Below are 15,555 nucleotides of genomic sequence, written 5' to 3'. Positions count from 1 at the left end.
CTATGAATGCTTTAAAATGGCACTTCTGATGCGATTCCAAGGAGGTCTCGTTGAAGGTTGAAGTAGGGGAGTTGTTTAGGATTCTATGGTTACTACAAAATATATGAAAAAAGCTTTTATTACTGGCATAACTGGACAGGATGGATCGTATCTTTCCGAATTGCTTTTGGAGAAGGGTTATGAAGTGCATGGAATGATTCGCAGAGCCTCAACCTTCAACACGGAACGCATCGATCATCTCTATCAGGATCCGCATATAAACGATGTTCGGCTGTTTCTGCATTACGGTGATCTTTCTGATGGAGGCAGTATTTCGAGGCTTATCGGGAAAATTCGTCCGGATGAAATATATCATCTTGGTGCGCAGAGTCATGTTCGGGTGAGTTTTGATATACCGGAATATACGGGGGATATCGACGCGCTTGGAACAGTCAGGATTTTGGATGCGATAAAGGATTCTGGAATATGCGCGAAGTTCTATCAAGCGTCGAGCTCCGAAATGTTCGGAAAGGTGTCGGAGGTTCCGCAAACCGAAAAGACGCCTTTTTATCCACGATCTCCCTACGCTTGCTCGAAGGTATATGGGTACTGGATTACGAAGAATTATCGGGAAAGTTATGGGATGTTCGCCTGCAACGGTATCCTCTTCAATCACGAATCGCCTCGACGCGGCGAGACGTTTGTGACACGGAAGATAACCCGAGGACTTTCCCGTATCGTATGCGGACTGGAAGATATGCTCTATCTCGGGAATATCGACGCAAAGCGAGATTGGGGATACGCTAAGGATTATGTGGAAGGGATGTGGAAGATATTACAAGGTGATAGACCGGATGATTATGTTCTTGCGACCAATGAAATGCATACAGTTAGGGAATTTATCGAGGAGGTTGCGGCGATACTTAGTATCAAGATCGCTTGGGAAGGAAGTGGCATGAACGAAGAAGGAAAGGATGTGAAGACGGGGAAAACGATCATCCGAATCGATCCGAGGTATTTTCGTCCGGCGGAAGTGGATATGCTTATCGGTGATCCATCCAAAGCAAAAAAAGAGCTCGGGTGGGAGCCGAAAACGAAGTTTCGCGAGCTTGTGAAATTGATGACGGATGCCGATTTTGCAGCTGTGCAGCGTCTGATAAAATAAAGTAGAAATAATGACCATGGACTCATCGTTATGATGCAGAAACAATCGAAAATATACGTTGCTGGGCATCGAGGGTTGGTTGGATCGGCAATCGTGCGAAGACTGCTCGCGAAAGGGTATGGCAATCTTCTTTTAAAGACAAGGGAGGAATTGGATTTGCTTCGTCAGTCGGATGTCGAGGCGTTCTTTGAGAGGGGGAAGCCAGAATATGTCTTTTTGGCCGCCGCCAAAGTTGGCGGTATTCTTGCGAACAAAAAAGAAAAGGCGGACTTCATCTATGAAAACTTGCAGATACAAAACAATATCGTCCATAGTGCATGGAAAAACGGTGTGACAAAACTCCTCTTTCTTGGAAGTTCCTGTATTTACCCGAAGCTTTGCCCGCAACCGATTAGGGAAGAATATCTCATGACGGGTCCTCTTGAAGAAACAAATGATGCTTATGCTACTGCAAAGATCGCGGGAATTAAAATGTGCCAAAGTTTCAATGATCAGTATGGCACGAATTTTATCTCCGTTATGCCAACAAATCTTTATGGTCCAAACGACAATTTCGACATTGAAACGTCGCATGTGCTTCCGGCGATGATTCGGAAATTTCATGAAGCGAAGGTCTCCGGTGCGAAGACGGTGACGTTGTGGGGAACGGGTTCGCCGAAACGGGAATTTCTCCATGTGGATGATCTTGCGGATGCAGCGGTCTTTCTTATGGATCATTACAACGGATCGGAAATAGTGAACATTGGAACGGGAGAAGATGTGACGATACAGGAACTCGCGGAAACAATTCGATCGGTGATCGGATTTGAAGGTGAGATCATCTGGGATACCAGAAAACCGGATGGGACGCCGAGAAAGTGGCTCGATGTTACCAGGTTGCGTTCCCTCGGATGGATGCATTCGATCGCTCTTCTGGACGGAATCAGGACGACGTATGATTGGTTTCTCGATGATGCGAGGAAAGTTTCGTAAATGCACCCCCTTATTTTTTATGCTTAGAGAGAAAGTGAAAGTTTTTGCTGAAAAACTGCATGAAAAGATATTTCATCATGCCATGAGCGATGAAATGAAGCTCTTTTTAGAGAACCTTTCCTTCTCGTTTTTTTTGGGTGTTCTCACTTCCGGACTTTTATTCGTAACAAACATATCAGCCGGAAGGATTCTTGGTCCGGTTGGTTATGGCGAATATAATTACTTCCTCTCTCTTGCGACGTCGTCAACCTTCTTTTTTCTCTTAGGGAATAATTCGAGTGGTACACGATTTGTCTCAGATCAAAAATACAAAGAGAAAAAAGAGGCGCTACTAAGTGCGTCCATATTTTTAACGCTCATTCAGGCAGCCGTCTTCTTCGTTTTCGTTTACGCTTTCAGGGGTTTCTTGGGAGATAAACTCGATTTAAGTGATTCTTCAATTCTCCTGATATTTTTCTTTGGTCTCATATTTTCTTTTCGGGAATTATTTGACTCATTCTTGAGAGCACTCGGTTTTTTCAAGAGGCAATCGGCGATGAAATTTCTGGATTCAATTTTTGTCATTCTCGTCTTTTTCTCTTTTTATTTTCTTTCGCGGGAAACATTCACATATTTGTATTACGTAGCTTCGCTTATGGCTGGCGCCACGATCTTTATCGTGGCGGCTCTTTATTTTTTGAGGAAAAGACTTGTTTTTTTTACATGGGATGATGTTGTGTTATTGCTACATTACAATAAATTCTTGATAATTGCCGGTGTAAGCGGCCTCATTCTGAGCTCGGACAAGGTTTTTATTGGTAAGTATATAGGAAACGCTGAGCTCGGAGTCTATAGTGCATATTACACTTCATCGCAGACAGTTATCTCAACGATCGCTATAGTCTTCATGAATATCTTTTGGCCAGTTGTTATAAGAAATAAGGAGAATCTCAAACCAATTGTTAAGAAATTGGAGGTTGCTTTTTATAGGTATTTCATTCTTTGGTTCATTCTTAATGTCTTGAGTGGATCAACATTTCTCTTGTTTTTCGGTAACGAATACCCATTTCAATTGATACTCATGCTTCTATTTTCCCTGGCATCACTTTTGAATATAATTTTCTTTGTTTTCATGGGGATATTAAATATCGATCAAATCGGAAGGGCGACATTTATTAACTTGGTTATTTATAGTTTCATGGTAAGCTCGATTATCCTTTTCAGGAGCGTGTATGCATATTTGATTGCGCAAATTCTAATTTATGTTTTGGCCGCTATTTATGTAAGGAAAATGATTCATGTAAATATTTGTAAGAATGTCTAAATGTATGAAAAAATTGCATCTTGGGTGTGGGAGAATATATATTCCTGGGTTTATCCATATCGATCTCATGGACTTTGATCACATCGATTATAAGATACCGGCCGATGATCTGAGTGTCTTTGATGATGATAGTGTGGATCTCGTATATGCCTGTCATATTCTAGAGCACTTCAAGCGAACGGAGGTCAAGAAGGTTTTACAGGAATGGTTTCGGGTATTGAAACCGGGAGGCGTTTTGAGGCTTTCAGTACCCGGTTTTGAGGAGATCGTTGCCATCTATCAGAAATATGGAGATTTGAAACTGGTTCTCGGACCGCTTGTCGGTGGGCAGACGTATCTTTATAATTTCCATTATATGGCGTTCGATTTCAGATTTCTTTCAGAGCTTCTTATAGAGGCTGGTTTCAAGGGGGTTCGGCGGTATGATTGGAGAAAGACGGAGCATGCCGGAATCGATGATTACTCGCAGGCATACATTCCTCACATGGATAAGGAACATGGATTGCCGGTCAGTCTTAACGTCGAGGCGGTAAAGTAGGATGGCGTATGCAGATATTTCAACACATCGGAAGTGGATCGAAAAAGATCCTTATAGGGCATCCGATTTTCATAACGGATGGTCTACGGGAGGTCATCTCGTTCCTTGATGTCACGCTGTATTATATTGACCCCGATTTTTATCAGGGTTTTTATGATTCTTTACCGAAGGTTTGGACAAGAATAGGGAAAACGGCCCCGGCGTACAATTTGGACAATGCTCTCCGTATCCCGGAATATCGGGAAACTATAGGAAAGCTGGTGAATAAGATTCGGCAGGAGCGTATCCGGTACGCGCTACTGAATTCGAATATGTGGCATCCGAAATTCTTGAATGAGTTGCGAGCATTCGGAATCGTCCTTGCAACGAAAATTGTCGATGATCCGGAAGGGAGTTTGGTTTACTCAAAACCAATTGTTCGTTTCTATGACAAATGCATCTGTTCGGGGGTGGACTATGATGGACGCAGAACGATTGCGGCAATGTATCGTAGCTGGGGAGCGAAAGATGTGAAGTTTCTGCCAGTCTTCGTTGATCCGAGGCATTATGATTTACGGCCGATTGAATATGATAAAAAGGATATCGATGTTATTCATGTGGGTTCGTTCAATTGGAAGCGATGGATTTCGCTACACCGACTGTATCGACGCTTTGGAAATCGATTGAAGCTATATAGCCGATATGATCCTCGTTCTGCGGATACCATTTTCAGGAGCGCATACAGCCTTCTGAATTACTTTTTTCCACTTCCAGAGGTTGAAAATATCAGCGATGTCGAGTTGAAGAAAGCATATAAGAGGAGTAAGATCGGTTTCAATCGTCACTTATCGTATGGACCGAGCAATGCACGGAGTTATGAGTTATGCTTGAACGGTGTCTTGCAGATAACCGATAACGAGAATGGATATCACTCTTTGTATGAAGTCGGAAAGGAGATTGTCTGTTATTCGAGCATAAAGGAGGCATTGGGGAAAATAAAATATTATCTTGAACATGACGCTGAGCGGGAGCAGATTGCACGTGCCGGATATGAAAGGGCATCAAAAGAATACACGTATGAACGAGTGATGGAAAAGCATATCCGTTATATCACCTCGTAATATGAGATTCGAAATTTTCAATAAAACCGGCGCTACGAAAGTCGCTTTTTTTCAAAAAAAAAGCTTCGGCACAACTTTATCAGAAAAAGAGAATGTCCAGGCATTGGCACTTTTTAATGATCTCCAGGTGCATCTCTTTGATACAGATAATCCAGAATTGATACGATTCAAAACATATGAAGAGCACGGTAGATTGGATCTCCTGGAAGGTGTGGCTCAAGAATATTCTCGTATCCTTGATTATCTGAAAGATCATCAAGTAACTATTTGCATTTTCTTTGGTTCTGGATACCCTTGGTCACAGTCGTTTATCAATAGAGTAAAATCAATTTCGTATGCTGCGTGCTATTTTGGTGATGATCCAGAGGGATCCGATCATACTTCGCGTTGGTATGTACGGTATTATGATTATGCTTTTTGCGGAGGGATCTATTTTGATAGATTGAAAAAAACAGAGGAACTATATAGAGAATGGGGAGCACGGAAGGCTCTGTTTGTGCCACTTGGTGCAAATCCAATCAAATATAGACTTCCCTTTAATGATGTATCTTCTCGGAATATTGATTTGGTTTATGTTGGTGGTGCGTACCTCAAAAAAATCATTCGTATCTTTCGGTTAAAAAAACACTTCGGCAAAAGAATGCTTATCTATGGAAGAGGTTGGAACTATGAGGGCGCAAGCACTATTAAAAGGGTCGTTGAATATCTGGTGAAGCGATATTTTGAGATACCGAGAATAAATGAACTGCCAAAAGATGGACTAGTGAGCCTGTATCAAGACACAAAAATCGGTTTCAATATGCATATGTCTTTCGGTCCGAGCAACTTGAGGTTGTATGAATTACCGATGAATGGAGTCATGCAGATCTGTGACTGTAAGGATGGTTTGTCGGAACTTTATAGGATCGATGAAGAAGTGGTTACGTATGATTCCATTTCAGAAGCTATTGAAAAGATAGAATACTATCTTACCCATGATGAAGAACGGAAGCGAATCGCTATGGCGGGCTTTAAAAGAGCTGCGCAATTTTATAAGCTGGAAAACACGTTTAAATCCATAATGGATGAAATAAGGGCTGATAAAAAATGGCTCAATAACAACACATCACTATGAGAGAGGCTCTGACCGAATCAAGCTATTGGGATAGTAATATCGAGAAAACGAAACTCCCGATCAAATATGAGTATAACGCAAGCCTTTCTAGTATTGAGCTTGATAGAATTTTCAAGAAAATTCTCCCCACCGATTACCCGTGTGATTTTATCGAGCTGGGGTGCGCGCCGGGTGGTTGGATGTATTATTTTCATAATCGTTTCGATTACAACGTCTCTGGAATTGATTTTTCACCGAAAGGGATTGAAATTACGAGGAAGAACCTGGATGTATTGGGTATAACGCATGAGCTTTTTCAAGGAAATCTGGACAGCTTCGTTCCAAAAAAACATTATGATGTTGTTTTTTCTGCCGGGCTTATCGAACATTTTCATGGGGATACGCTCCAACGCATAATTCAGAAACACATTGAATTTACCAAGCCGGGTGGGTTTATTGTTATTTCGGTCCCGAATCTTTCAGGGTGGAATCTCTTTTATCAGAAACTGTTGAATAGTGAGAATGTCAAGATTCACAATCTTGACGTTATGAATCTTGAGTTTTTCAACGAGGTTGGAAATAAAGACGCTCTTGAAAACATTTATACCGGGTATATCGGAAGGGTGAATTTCGGTCTGTATTCAGGGAAATGGCCATTTGGGTATATCCATCAAGCTATTCAAAACGTATTTAATTTTCTTTTCCAAAATGGAATAATGCTGCCGGAAACTAAATCTGTTTCTCCATACATTCTTTCGATATACAAGAAAAGAGGTGAGGCAGGGAAGGAAATCTTATGAAGATTTGTTTCTTTTCTCTTTCTGCGTACCCCCTGTTCAAGTCTGGCCACCAGGCTGTTTTCGGCGGATCCGAATTACAGCTTTCGATTGTTGCTGAACATCTTGCATCGCGTCATGAAATAAGTTTTATTGTGGCTGACTTCGGTCAGGCAGATACAGAACGCATAGGAGATTATACGTTTATCAAATCAATCCGCCTTGGCGGATATTTGAGTCCGTGGTTCCGCGTAAAATCGCTATTTATTTTGATAAAAGCGCTTTATCGGACGGATGCCGATATATTCATAACATCTGCAGCTGGACCAGAAGTCGGTGTCATAGCTTTGTTTTGCAAAGTGTTGCGAAAGAGATTTATCTATCGGACAGCGAGTAGTATTGATTGCGATGGAGAATATATACGAAAAAACGGATTTCGCGGAAAATTGTTTAAATTCGGCCTAGAGCACGCCGATGTCATCATTGCTCAGAGCAAAGAAAATGAGGCGCTCTTAAAGAAGCATTATGGTATAGATGCTGTTCTCATAAAAAATGCGTTCGCTATACATGAACATGATGAGACAGGCATTGTTTCAGAATCGGAAAAGAAAGGTATTCTGTGGGTAGGCAGGATGGAGCCGAACAAGCGTCCGGAAACATATCTGAAACTTGCCAAAAAATTTCCGCGAGAGCGGTTTGTCATGATCGCTCCAAAACAAAATCATTTGGTGGAATATTTCGAGATGGCGTTCAATAAGGCGCAGAGTATGGAAAATGTTCAGTTTATCGAACGCGTGCCATTTGATAAGATACAGGAGTATTTCAATAAGGCAAGGCTATTGGTGTGCACTTCGGAATACGAAGGATTTCCGAATGTTCATTTGCAATCGTGTATCGGGGGTACTCCAGTGGTTACGCTTAACATAAACCCCGACAATTATATAACTAAAAATAATATAGGCTATTGCGCTGATTCGGTTTTTGAAAAAATGATCGATCAGATAGAAACTCTTTTGAATGATGAGGGCGATTGGAAAAAAAAATCAACGAATGCTTTTAGATATGCAAAAGAAAACCACGATATCAATATCGTAGGGAAGCAGTGGGAGGAACTTCTCTATAGTCTTGCGAGGAATTGAGAAAGTCGCCTGACAATTTTTTTGAGGTCGAATTTTTCCATAATTGCACCCTTGGCGTTTTTTCCGAGAGCTTTTTGTTTGTGTGGATCAGCAACAAGGAAGTTCATCGCCTCAGCGAGCATGCTAGCATTTCTTGGAGGCACAAGGATTCCGGTGCTTCCGTGTTCAATGAGTTCATGGTTTTCCGGGAGGTTAGTCGTAATGACGGGGAGCCCAGCGGCCATCGCCTCCATAATAGCATTGGACATCCCTTCGCCTTCCGTTGCGAGTATAAAAATGGCAGAAATTTTCAGAATTTCTTTGATATCACCACGATTTCCAAGAAAGAGAATATTCGGCCTTGATGTGTAGTTTTTGACCTGCTCGAGAAGTTCCTCTTTTTGCTCGCCGTCGCCGACGAGGAGGAGCTTGAGGTGGGAAGGCTGGATTGCTGCAGTCGTTTCACTTCCTCGCAATGAAAGTGATTCAAATGCTTCAAGGAGATATTTGTGCCCTTTACCACGGCGAAGTTTGCTCACGCAGGTGATGACTATATCGTCTGATTTCAGAGAGAATTCAGCTCGTTTTTTGCCACAATCCATTTCAAAGTTGAACTCTTCCGTATCGATGGCGTTTGGAATGACTACTAATCTTTCTTTAGGCAGGCGGAGTTTTTTCATGAGTTCCTGTTGAGCAATGCTAGTCTGTACTATATATTTCGTGACCAATGATTTCGTGGCATAATCAATGAAACGAAGAAACTCCCATTGGAGAAGTTTTCCTCGTTGATTGCAGATGATTTTTTTGATTCCGAAAAGCCGACCGAAAACGCGACCAAGAAGATCGGCATGGATAAGATAGGTGACAAGGATATCTGGTTGAAATTCTTTGATAATGCCACGGAAACGGAGAGTTGCACCAAAATCAAAAATATTTTTCAGTTCGAGATATACGACAGGAACACCGGCATTTTCAAGTCGCTTCCCTATCGATCCGTGACCACGAATACAGCAGACGCGGTTGTCAAAGTCTCCTTGCAATCCTGGCAAAGTTTTAAGGAGCATCATTTCCGTTCCTCCTATTTCAAGTCCCGTGATGAGGTGGATGATTCTTTTCTTGGGCATAGAAAATGTGGATGATATTTCTCTGCTCTGTAATCCTGGCATCAGAATCGGAATCTAGATCGATTGTGATTTCTGGATCCCGGATCATGTCTGGGATGACAAATGAAAAAAATCAGTCGAAATATTCTTGGAACCAGAGTTCGAGGGTTATGAGTGCCCAGATATGATATCCGAAATCGATGTTTGTTGTGCAATGTTTATCAAGCAGAGACTTGATGACTTCTTTCTTAAAAATTCCCCGTTGTATCGCCTTCTCTGAGAGAAGGGTTTGGTAGGCGTAATCCTTTAGTTCGCCACGGAACCATTTGTGTATCGGGATACCGAATCCCATCTTCGGACGGAACATGATCTCATCAGGGATGATGCCGCGAAGCGCTTCTTTCAGGATATATTTTTTGTTGTTTCTTCCTTTAAGTTTCAGGTCGAACGGAATTTTAGTGGTAAGTTCCAGAAATTCATGATCGAGAAATGGGGAGCGCCCTTCGAGAGCGACAGCCATAGTATCGATATCCACTTTGACCATAAGGTCATCGGGGAGATAGGTTGCGAAATCTGCGTAGACAGCCTGTTCAACCTTGTTTAGGCTCCCGGACTCGCCAAATCGATCAGCAACGATGCGGTACGAATCCGAATGTTTCATTTTCTTACGAAAGTCATCCGTATAGAGTTCGTCTTTCATTTGGTTCGTGAAATAACAAATGTAGTTCACATATCGGTAGTTATAGGGTTTCGAGAGACTCTCGGCGAAGCGGTGTGTGCGGTCGAGGAAGGTTGTTTTAAAGAATCTAGCGGCAAGTGTCGTTGCTGGAAGTGCAAGCGTCTTGTGAAGAAACATGAGCTTGTCGTAGGCGAGCGCGAACTTGTGTACGCTGTATCGGCCATATCCGCCGAAATTCTCGTCACCGCCATCACCATTGAGCGCGACAGCGACGTGTTCACGGGTGAGTTTGGAGACGTAGTAGGTCGGGAGTGCGCTCGAGTCGGCATAGGGCTCTTCATACTGTTTTACGAGCATGGGAAGGAGTTCGATCGCATGGGGTTCCACAATAAACTCCGTGTGGTCAGTCTTGAACCGGTCAGCGATCATCCGTGCATATGGGAGTTCGTTGTATTTCTCCTCTTTGAATCCGATGGAAAAAGTTTTGATCGGTTTGTCGGAATGTCGTGCCATCATAGCAACGACTGCACTTGAATCCACACCGCCGGAGAGGAACGCCCCGATCGGCACATCGGAGATCATCCGGAGTTTTGTCGATTCCTCGAGCGTGTCGATGATCCGTTTCTTCCATTCTTCGGGAGAGAGATTCCACTTCTTAGAGTAGTCGAGTTTCCAGTACCGCTCGATCTCCATCTTCTTCGTCCGCATATCGAGTGAGAGAGAATGGGCCGGTTCCAGTTTCTTGATACCCTTGAAGCCGGTGAGTGGGGCTGGGACGTACTGGAGGGTGAGATAGTGGTGGATTGCCTCGAAGTCCGGTTCTCGTGTGTACTCCGGCTGCGTCAGGATCGCCTTGAGTTCGGATGCGAAGAGAAACACGCTTCCGTCGAAGAAGTACTTGAACGGTTTCTTTCCGACCCGATCCCGGGCGGCAAAGAGGACTTGTTTCTGCTCGTCATAGATCGCGAAGGCGAACATCCCGCGGAGATGTGAGAGACAGTCTTTCCCGTATTTGTCGTAGAGTGCCATGATGACCTCCGTGTCTGAGTGGGAGGTGAAGGTGTATCCGTCGCGGACGAGTGCATCCCGTTCCGATTGGAAGTTGTAGATCTCGCCGTTGAAGACAATCTCATAGCGGTCCATATACCGCATCGGCTGGTGCCCGAGCGGGGAGAGATCGATGATGGAAAGTCTGCGGTGGCCGAGTCCGACACGTGCATTTGGTGAAATGTATACACCTCCATCGTCTGGGCCGCGGTGTTTGATAGCCTCGTTCATCATCTCGACTTCGACAGTCGAGATTTCTTTGTTTGTGAGGGAAATTTTTCCGGCAATACCGCACATAAATTTAGAGATTCCTTATTATTTCTTTGATACTCACTGCAGATCCGTGACTCCACGAGTAAGAGTAAATTATGTTGGCAACTATGAAGAGTATAACAGAAAGAGATACCACGGAATAAGACGGCCAGAGGAGACTTCTATTCTTTATAGAGTCTTTGAGGAAGCGAAAAACAAACCATGTTCCATGGGCGCAGATGAGGAATGTTAGTGGCCAAGTTAGGAGAAGAGATCTTATCCCGTATATGCTTACCGACGAAAGAAGGGTGAAGGAAAGCGATGAAAAAAACAGGGAAAGAAGGATATGCTGCTTATAAAAGAATAAAATAAACAGGAGAAAGAAGAAAATCAGAACGGCCGTCCAATGCGGGAATACCCAATCAAGATAATCCGTTTTGATTTGTGCGAATCCGGGAAGAATTGACGAGTTATGTTGTTCGCCAATCTTTTGGGATGGGTTGTTTATCTGGTTTTGATTTTTGATGTAGTGTGCCGCTGTTTTTATGACTGGTTTAAGAAAAGTTTCTACACCATAGGAGTTTCCACCGTAGGGGCTATCCTTCAGATGAAAAGCGGTAGGAATATAGAACAGTGCAGTGATAAGAATGATGAACCCAAGCTTTCTTATGAGTGGGATATCAATTTTTCCTTTAAAAATACCATGAAATATAGAATAAAATATGAGGACGATGATAAAGTAGAGCCCTATGAAATGCGTATAAATCATCGACGGTACAAGGATAGTGAGAAATAGCCGCCAGTGGCGGACATTTTCTGTTATGAATACGGAGAAAACAAGTAAAAAGAGAAGAAGCGCAAAGAAACTCGGAACAACCCAGAAAAATCCATGATATGATCCCGCTCCGTTGTAGAGAGCAAGGAAGAAGATTGAAAAGGCGATGAGATCTGTGTTTGAATTCAGTCGTTTCAAGAATAATATGAGCACCGGGAGGAAAAGGACGATGCCTATATAGAAACTCTGAATAAACATTTCATGCGAGCTGATTTCGGAGATGATCGCGAGTGTTCCGAAGAAAATACGATAGGTGAGATGTTCAAATCCAAAATATCCATCAAATGATTCAATGAACGATTTGCAGAATATAATTGTGGGACAGTTTCTGATGCTCTCGATGTGGGCTATATACACGGAGGCATCATTGAAGCGCGGATTATCGAGTCCGTTTCCTAATTCGATATCAATCAGGAAGAATTTCCACACGATAAAAAATATGGAAGCGACGATGATCCATTTGCTTTTTTTTGCCCATGGCTTGAGCGAATCAACTTCTAGGCGCATGATTTTTTGAGGGTGATATTCATCGAGAGTGTTCGGAGGTCGTCCTCCGTGTAACGCTTGAGTAAGTTTTGATCGAGCTCTCCGTTGAAGAGGATGTTTTTCTCTACGTTTACTATCTGCAGGTTATTCTTCCGGATAAGGTCTATATAATAACTGAAGCGTTTTCTATTGACGTATTCACCGGTTTTTGAAAATAGGGCATTGAATATTCTATCGCTTATCTTTAAGAACCAAATACTTCTTTGTGAGAAGATATGGTCCCTTAAATCCACTTGGTGATTCATAATACCGCCGTTTTTCAAGACTCTCGTCATTTCCGAGAAGCAAAAGTCCAAGTTGTGAACATGCTCAAGTACAGCGCAGGAGTATATTATATCGATGGAATTATCCGATATGTTGTATGGGGAGATCTGATCATTCTCAATGAAACAGATTTTTTTACGATTAAAGTGAAAATTTTTAGTAAAGAATTCTGAGATGAGGTGAACATTATTATTGAGGAGCTTCTTGTAGGCCTTGAATATTTTTGAATCTATCTTCGTGTGGTCGCCATTTTCAATGGCGTAATATCTTTTCGCACCGCTCTTTAGGGCGAGCAGACCGAATCCTACGGATCCGCCAGGGCCAAGCTCTAGAATAATCTTGTCGCGGACTTGCGTTGGTGAGATTTTGAGAAGAAATGAATCGAATTGTTTTTTGGCATATTCCAAGTGGTTAAATCCAAAAGAGTACGGATTGAAAACAATTCTTTCAATAAATTTTCTTGAAGAAGGAAAAAATGAAAAAATAATATTCTCTACGAGAACGAGGGGTACTTTTATGAATGGTTTTAAGCTCATAGTGCTTTGAATATGTCTACATATTCGTCGATCGATTTTTTCCAAGAAAATTTTTCAGTAATTGTTTGTCGTGCCTGATTTTTTAGGGAGACATCGTTATGGCTACTATTAGCGAGAAGGCTAGCGATAGCCACTTTTACACTGATAGGGGAAGAATCCTCCATAAGGATACCGTTCTCTCCGTTCCGTATGACTTCATTCGCGCCCTCATGTGGTGTGGCGACAACGGTGCATCCACAGTATATTGCTTCGAGAAGCGATGTGGAAAGTCCTCCTCCCGGATGGGCAGAGTGGAGATATATATCCGATGATTTGAGTATCGCGATCGCGTGTTTCGTTGGGAGGCTTCCAAGCATTTCGATGCATTTTTCACTTTGGGAAAGTTTTTTGAGTGATGAGAAATCTTCGCCGTCTCCGACAATAAGGAAAACGATTTTATTCTTTATCTCTTCGGGCAAGGAGCGTATCGCCGTTATGCTGTCCGCCACGCCTTTCCATTTGTAGAGTCTCCCGATGAAAGTGAGAATTACTTTTCCGTGATGCCGAGCGCGAACTTCGGTGTCCGGCGCGATCGCGTCGATTGCTCGTGTTTCCAGCCCTCTGTAAATGACAGGGGACATTCGTTTGTCGAATTTTCCGACGAAGTTCTGTACGGCTTTTGAAATCGAGATATTTTTGTCGGAATATCGAAATACAAGCCGTCCGAATATATGGTCGTAGAGTTTGGCAAGAAATGTCTTGAATGCGCTGGAGAGTTGAACGAAATCAGATCCGTGTTCGATGTGTATCCATTTTTTTCCTCGCGTTTTCGCATAAATGAGCGCCATGAGCGAAGTGAGAAAGAATCTGGTTCTGGAAATTATAATATCGGTATCCGAACGGAAAAGTTCCCGCCATAGGATCCAGAATTTCGGAGACCACAGTTTTGGTACGGGATAATTATGAATGAGTTCAAAGGCCGGAAATCGGATGACTTCCACATGGTTATGAATGGTTTCGCGTTCCGGCGCGGAGACCGGGATATGAGGAGTGAAAACAATGATATCTACCCCACGCTGTGAGAGATGCTTGTTGAATTCGTCGGCGTGAGACTCCAGTCCGCCGATATGCGGCGGATAGTAGGGGGAAAAGATAAGAAACGATGTTTTTCCTGATGCGTTCATCGTCTTTCTTTTAAGACGGAAATGGCTTCTTTCCTGGTAACTTCCGTGATGTTCTGTTCGAGACGTTCTATTGCTGAGAGGAGCTTGAATATCATGAGAAAGATGAGGAGAAACCCAGTGAGAATGACGGCATTTATATTGCCCTGCAATCCAACGAAGTTGGCAATGAGATTGGTAAGATTGGGGAAAACCGTTATAGCGATCATGCCTCCCCATACGCTGAGTCGAACAAATACCTTGAGAATCGTCTGCCCGCTTTCTTTCCTGATGTAGCGGATGGTTCCTTGGTAAATCATGATCACAGAAATGACGGCGACGATGATTTGATAGAGATGGATTGTCATAGAGGAATTGTTTAGGTAAGTAATTTGAAGAACATTTTGTATACGGTTTTTACGCCGTTTGCGAGGTTCTGTTTGGAGATTTTTCCTATCGAGTACGCAGTGTAGCGAACAGCGATCGGGAGCTCGATATAACGCAGTCTGTACAGGTATATTTCCCGAATAACTTCACTTTCATATTCGTAGCGGTCGTAGCGGGTATTGATCAGATCGGCAGCACGTCGGGAATAGGCGCGAAACCCGGATTGGCTGTCGGTAACATAGAGCCCGAAGAGATACCAGGTAATCAGGTTTCCAATACGATTCTGAATAATCTTGTACAGAGGCATTCCCTTTGGGTGAAGAAGACGTGATCCGAGGGAAACGTCAATTCCTCTTTGTCGGAGAGGGTATAGAAGTTTCTCAATATCTGCCGGATCATGCTGTCCGTCGCCATCCATTGTAACAATACTGTTTGCGCCCAAAAGCTTTGCTGCTTCGATGCCGGTCTTGGTGGCAGCGCCTTTGCCGCGATTGAGACGGTGCCGGAGCGTGATGACTCCGCATGACTGAGCGACAGCGTTTGTTTGGTCGGTACTTCCATCGTCTACGACTATGATGTTTCGATATCCGGCGCGGTGTATTTCTTCGATGACCGAAGCAATGACAGACGCTTCGTTATATGCTGGAACAACAATCCAAACGGAATCCGTGTCGGTTGAAGAGTTTTTTGATGGTGTGTGTGTGGGAGGTACCGTCATAGCTA

Annotated in this window: 15 protein-coding genes; 8 read left to right on the top strand and 7 right to left on the bottom strand. The window is 43.1% G+C overall.

All coding sequences use genetic code 11. The features are described 5' to 3' along the window. Window positions 1–103: 103 nt before the first annotated feature. The 8 genes from gmd to IPK84_00480 are packed head-to-tail and all read left to right on the top strand — an operon-like array spanning window position 104 to window position 8,065. Window positions 104–1,144: a GDP-mannose 4,6-dehydratase gene (gmd, locus tag IPK84_00515; GenBank protein ID QQS15837.1), complete on the top strand. Its 1,041-nt coding sequence runs from the start codon at window positions 104–106 to the stop codon at window positions 1,142–1,144. Window positions 1,145–1,177: 33 nt separating this feature from the next. Next, entirely contained in the window at window positions 1,178–2,116 is a 939-nt protein-coding gene (locus tag IPK84_00510) for a GDP-L-fucose synthase (GenBank protein ID QQS16242.1), read from the top strand. Between the two features lie 19 nt (window positions 2,117–2,135). Beyond that, a complete protein-coding gene (locus IPK84_00505; GenBank protein ID QQS15836.1) occupies window positions 2,136–3,419 on the top strand; it encodes an oligosaccharide flippase family protein in 1,284 nt (427 codons plus the stop codon). A 4-nt stretch (window positions 3,420–3,423) separates the two neighbouring features. After that, a complete protein-coding gene (locus tag IPK84_00500; GenBank protein ID QQS15835.1) occupies window positions 3,424–3,957 on the top strand; it encodes a methyltransferase domain-containing protein in 534 nt (177 codons plus the stop codon). A gap of 8 nt (window positions 3,958–3,965) precedes the next feature. Next, window positions 3,966–5,057, top strand: coding sequence for a glycosyltransferase (locus IPK84_00495; protein QQS15834.1), 1,092 nt, complete (start codon window positions 3,966–3,968; stop codon window positions 5,055–5,057). Between the two features lies 1 nt (window position 5,058). After that, a complete protein-coding gene (locus IPK84_00490; GenBank protein ID QQS15833.1) occupies window positions 5,059–6,171 on the top strand; it encodes a glycosyltransferase in 1,113 nt (370 codons plus the stop codon). After that, window positions 6,168–6,950: a class I SAM-dependent methyltransferase gene (locus IPK84_00485; protein ID QQS15832.1), complete on the top strand. Its 783-nt coding sequence runs from the start codon at window positions 6,168–6,170 to the stop codon at window positions 6,948–6,950. Before IPK84_00490 ends, IPK84_00485 begins: the two co-directional genes overlap by 4 nt. Continuing rightward, window positions 6,947–8,065 (top strand): glycosyltransferase family 4 protein, encoded by a 1,119-nt coding sequence (locus tag IPK84_00480; GenBank protein QQS15831.1) that lies wholly within the window; start codon window positions 6,947–6,949, stop codon window positions 8,063–8,065. Before IPK84_00485 ends, IPK84_00480 begins: the two co-directional genes overlap by 4 nt. On the opposite strand, the gene IPK84_00475 is transcribed toward IPK84_00480, so the two are convergent. The 7 genes from IPK84_00475 to IPK84_00445 all read right to left on the bottom strand — a co-directional run bounded on the left by IPK84_00475 (window position 8,044) and on the right by IPK84_00445 (window position 15,550). Beyond that, window positions 8,044–9,168, bottom strand: coding sequence for a glycosyltransferase (locus IPK84_00475; GenBank protein ID QQS15830.1), 1,125 nt, complete (start codon window positions 9,166–9,168; stop codon window positions 8,044–8,046). The two genes, IPK84_00480 and IPK84_00475, sit on opposite strands and share 22 nt — an antisense overlap. 112 nt (window positions 9,169–9,280) lie before the next feature. Beyond that, window positions 9,281–11,170, bottom strand: a complete 1,890-nt coding sequence (gene asnB, locus IPK84_00470) for an asparagine synthase (glutamine-hydrolyzing) (GenBank protein QQS15829.1) — start codon at window positions 11,168–11,170, stop codon at window positions 9,281–9,283. A gap of 4 nt (window positions 11,171–11,174) precedes the next feature. Next, the gene (locus IPK84_00465) at window positions 11,175–12,467 is read right to left on the bottom strand and encodes a hypothetical protein (protein QQS15828.1); all 1,293 of its coding nucleotides are present in this window, start codon (window positions 12,465–12,467) and stop codon (window positions 11,175–11,177) included. Continuing rightward, window positions 12,458–13,306, bottom strand: coding sequence for a methyltransferase domain-containing protein (locus IPK84_00460; GenBank protein QQS15827.1), 849 nt, complete (start codon window positions 13,304–13,306; stop codon window positions 12,458–12,460). Before IPK84_00460 ends, IPK84_00465 begins: the two co-directional genes overlap by 10 nt. Next, window positions 13,303–14,469 (bottom strand): glycosyltransferase family 4 protein, encoded by a 1,167-nt coding sequence (locus IPK84_00455; GenBank protein QQS15826.1) that lies wholly within the window; start codon window positions 14,467–14,469, stop codon window positions 13,303–13,305. The genes IPK84_00460 and IPK84_00455 overlap by 4 nt, the downstream gene beginning before the upstream one ends. Next, window positions 14,466–14,813 (bottom strand): DUF2304 domain-containing protein, encoded by a 348-nt coding sequence (locus IPK84_00450; protein QQS15825.1) that lies wholly within the window; start codon window positions 14,811–14,813, stop codon window positions 14,466–14,468. Before IPK84_00450 ends, IPK84_00455 begins: the two co-directional genes overlap by 4 nt. Window positions 14,814–14,824: 11 nt before the next feature. Beyond that, a complete protein-coding gene (locus IPK84_00445; protein ID QQS15824.1) occupies window positions 14,825–15,550 on the bottom strand; it encodes a glycosyltransferase family 2 protein in 726 nt (241 codons plus the stop codon). Window positions 15,551–15,555 lie beyond the last annotated feature (5 nt).

Source organism: Candidatus Moraniibacteriota bacterium (assembly GCA_016699875.1).
Taxonomy (GTDB): Bacteria; Patescibacteriota; Minisyncoccia; order Moranbacterales; family UBA1568.
Note: the sequence above shows the minus strand (reverse complement) of the source record. Positions and strands in the feature narration are given on the sequence as shown.

What these genes read in the sequence shown, in the direction of transcription:
- gmd (QQS15837.1), top strand. Translation starts at nt 104, where the DNA reads ATGAAAAAAGCTTTTATTACTGGCATAACTGGACAGGATGGATCGTAT.
- IPK84_00510 (QQS16242.1), top strand. Translation starts at nt 1,178, where the DNA reads ATGCAGAAACAATCGAAAATATACGTTGCTGGGCATCGAGGGTTGGTT.
- IPK84_00505 (QQS15836.1), top strand. Translation starts at nt 2,136, where the DNA reads ATGCTTAGAGAGAAAGTGAAAGTTTTTGCTGAAAAACTGCATGAAAAG.
- IPK84_00500 (QQS15835.1), top strand. Translation starts at nt 3,424, where the DNA reads ATGAAAAAATTGCATCTTGGGTGTGGGAGAATATATATTCCTGGGTTT.
- IPK84_00495 (QQS15834.1), top strand. Translation starts at nt 3,966, where the DNA reads ATGCAGATATTTCAACACATCGGAAGTGGATCGAAAAAGATCCTTATA.
- IPK84_00490 (QQS15833.1), top strand. Translation starts at nt 5,059, where the DNA reads ATGAGATTCGAAATTTTCAATAAAACCGGCGCTACGAAAGTCGCTTTT.
- IPK84_00485 (QQS15832.1), top strand. Translation starts at nt 6,168, where the DNA reads ATGAGAGAGGCTCTGACCGAATCAAGCTATTGGGATAGTAATATCGAG.
- IPK84_00480 (QQS15831.1), top strand. Translation starts at nt 6,947, where the DNA reads ATGAAGATTTGTTTCTTTTCTCTTTCTGCGTACCCCCTGTTCAAGTCT.
- IPK84_00475 (QQS15830.1), bottom strand. Translation starts at nt 9,168, where the DNA reads ATGCCCAAGAAAAGAATCATCCACCTCATCACGGGACTTGAAATAGGA.
- asnB (QQS15829.1), bottom strand. Translation starts at nt 11,170, where the DNA reads ATGTGCGGTATTGCCGGAAAAATTTCCCTCACAAACAAAGAAATCTCG.
- IPK84_00465 (QQS15828.1), bottom strand. Translation starts at nt 12,467, where the DNA reads ATGCGCCTAGAAGTTGATTCGCTCAAGCCATGGGCAAAAAAAAGCAAA.
- IPK84_00460 (QQS15827.1), bottom strand. Translation starts at nt 13,306, where the DNA reads ATGAGCTTAAAACCATTCATAAAAGTACCCCTCGTTCTCGTAGAGAAT.
- IPK84_00455 (QQS15826.1), bottom strand. Translation starts at nt 14,469, where the DNA reads ATGAACGCATCAGGAAAAACATCGTTTCTTATCTTTTCCCCCTACTAT.
- IPK84_00450 (QQS15825.1), bottom strand. Translation starts at nt 14,813, where the DNA reads ATGACAATCCATCTCTATCAAATCATCGTCGCCGTCATTTCTGTGATC.
- IPK84_00445 (QQS15824.1), bottom strand. Translation starts at nt 15,550, where the DNA reads ATGACGGTACCTCCCACACACACACCATCAAAAAACTCTTCAACCGAC.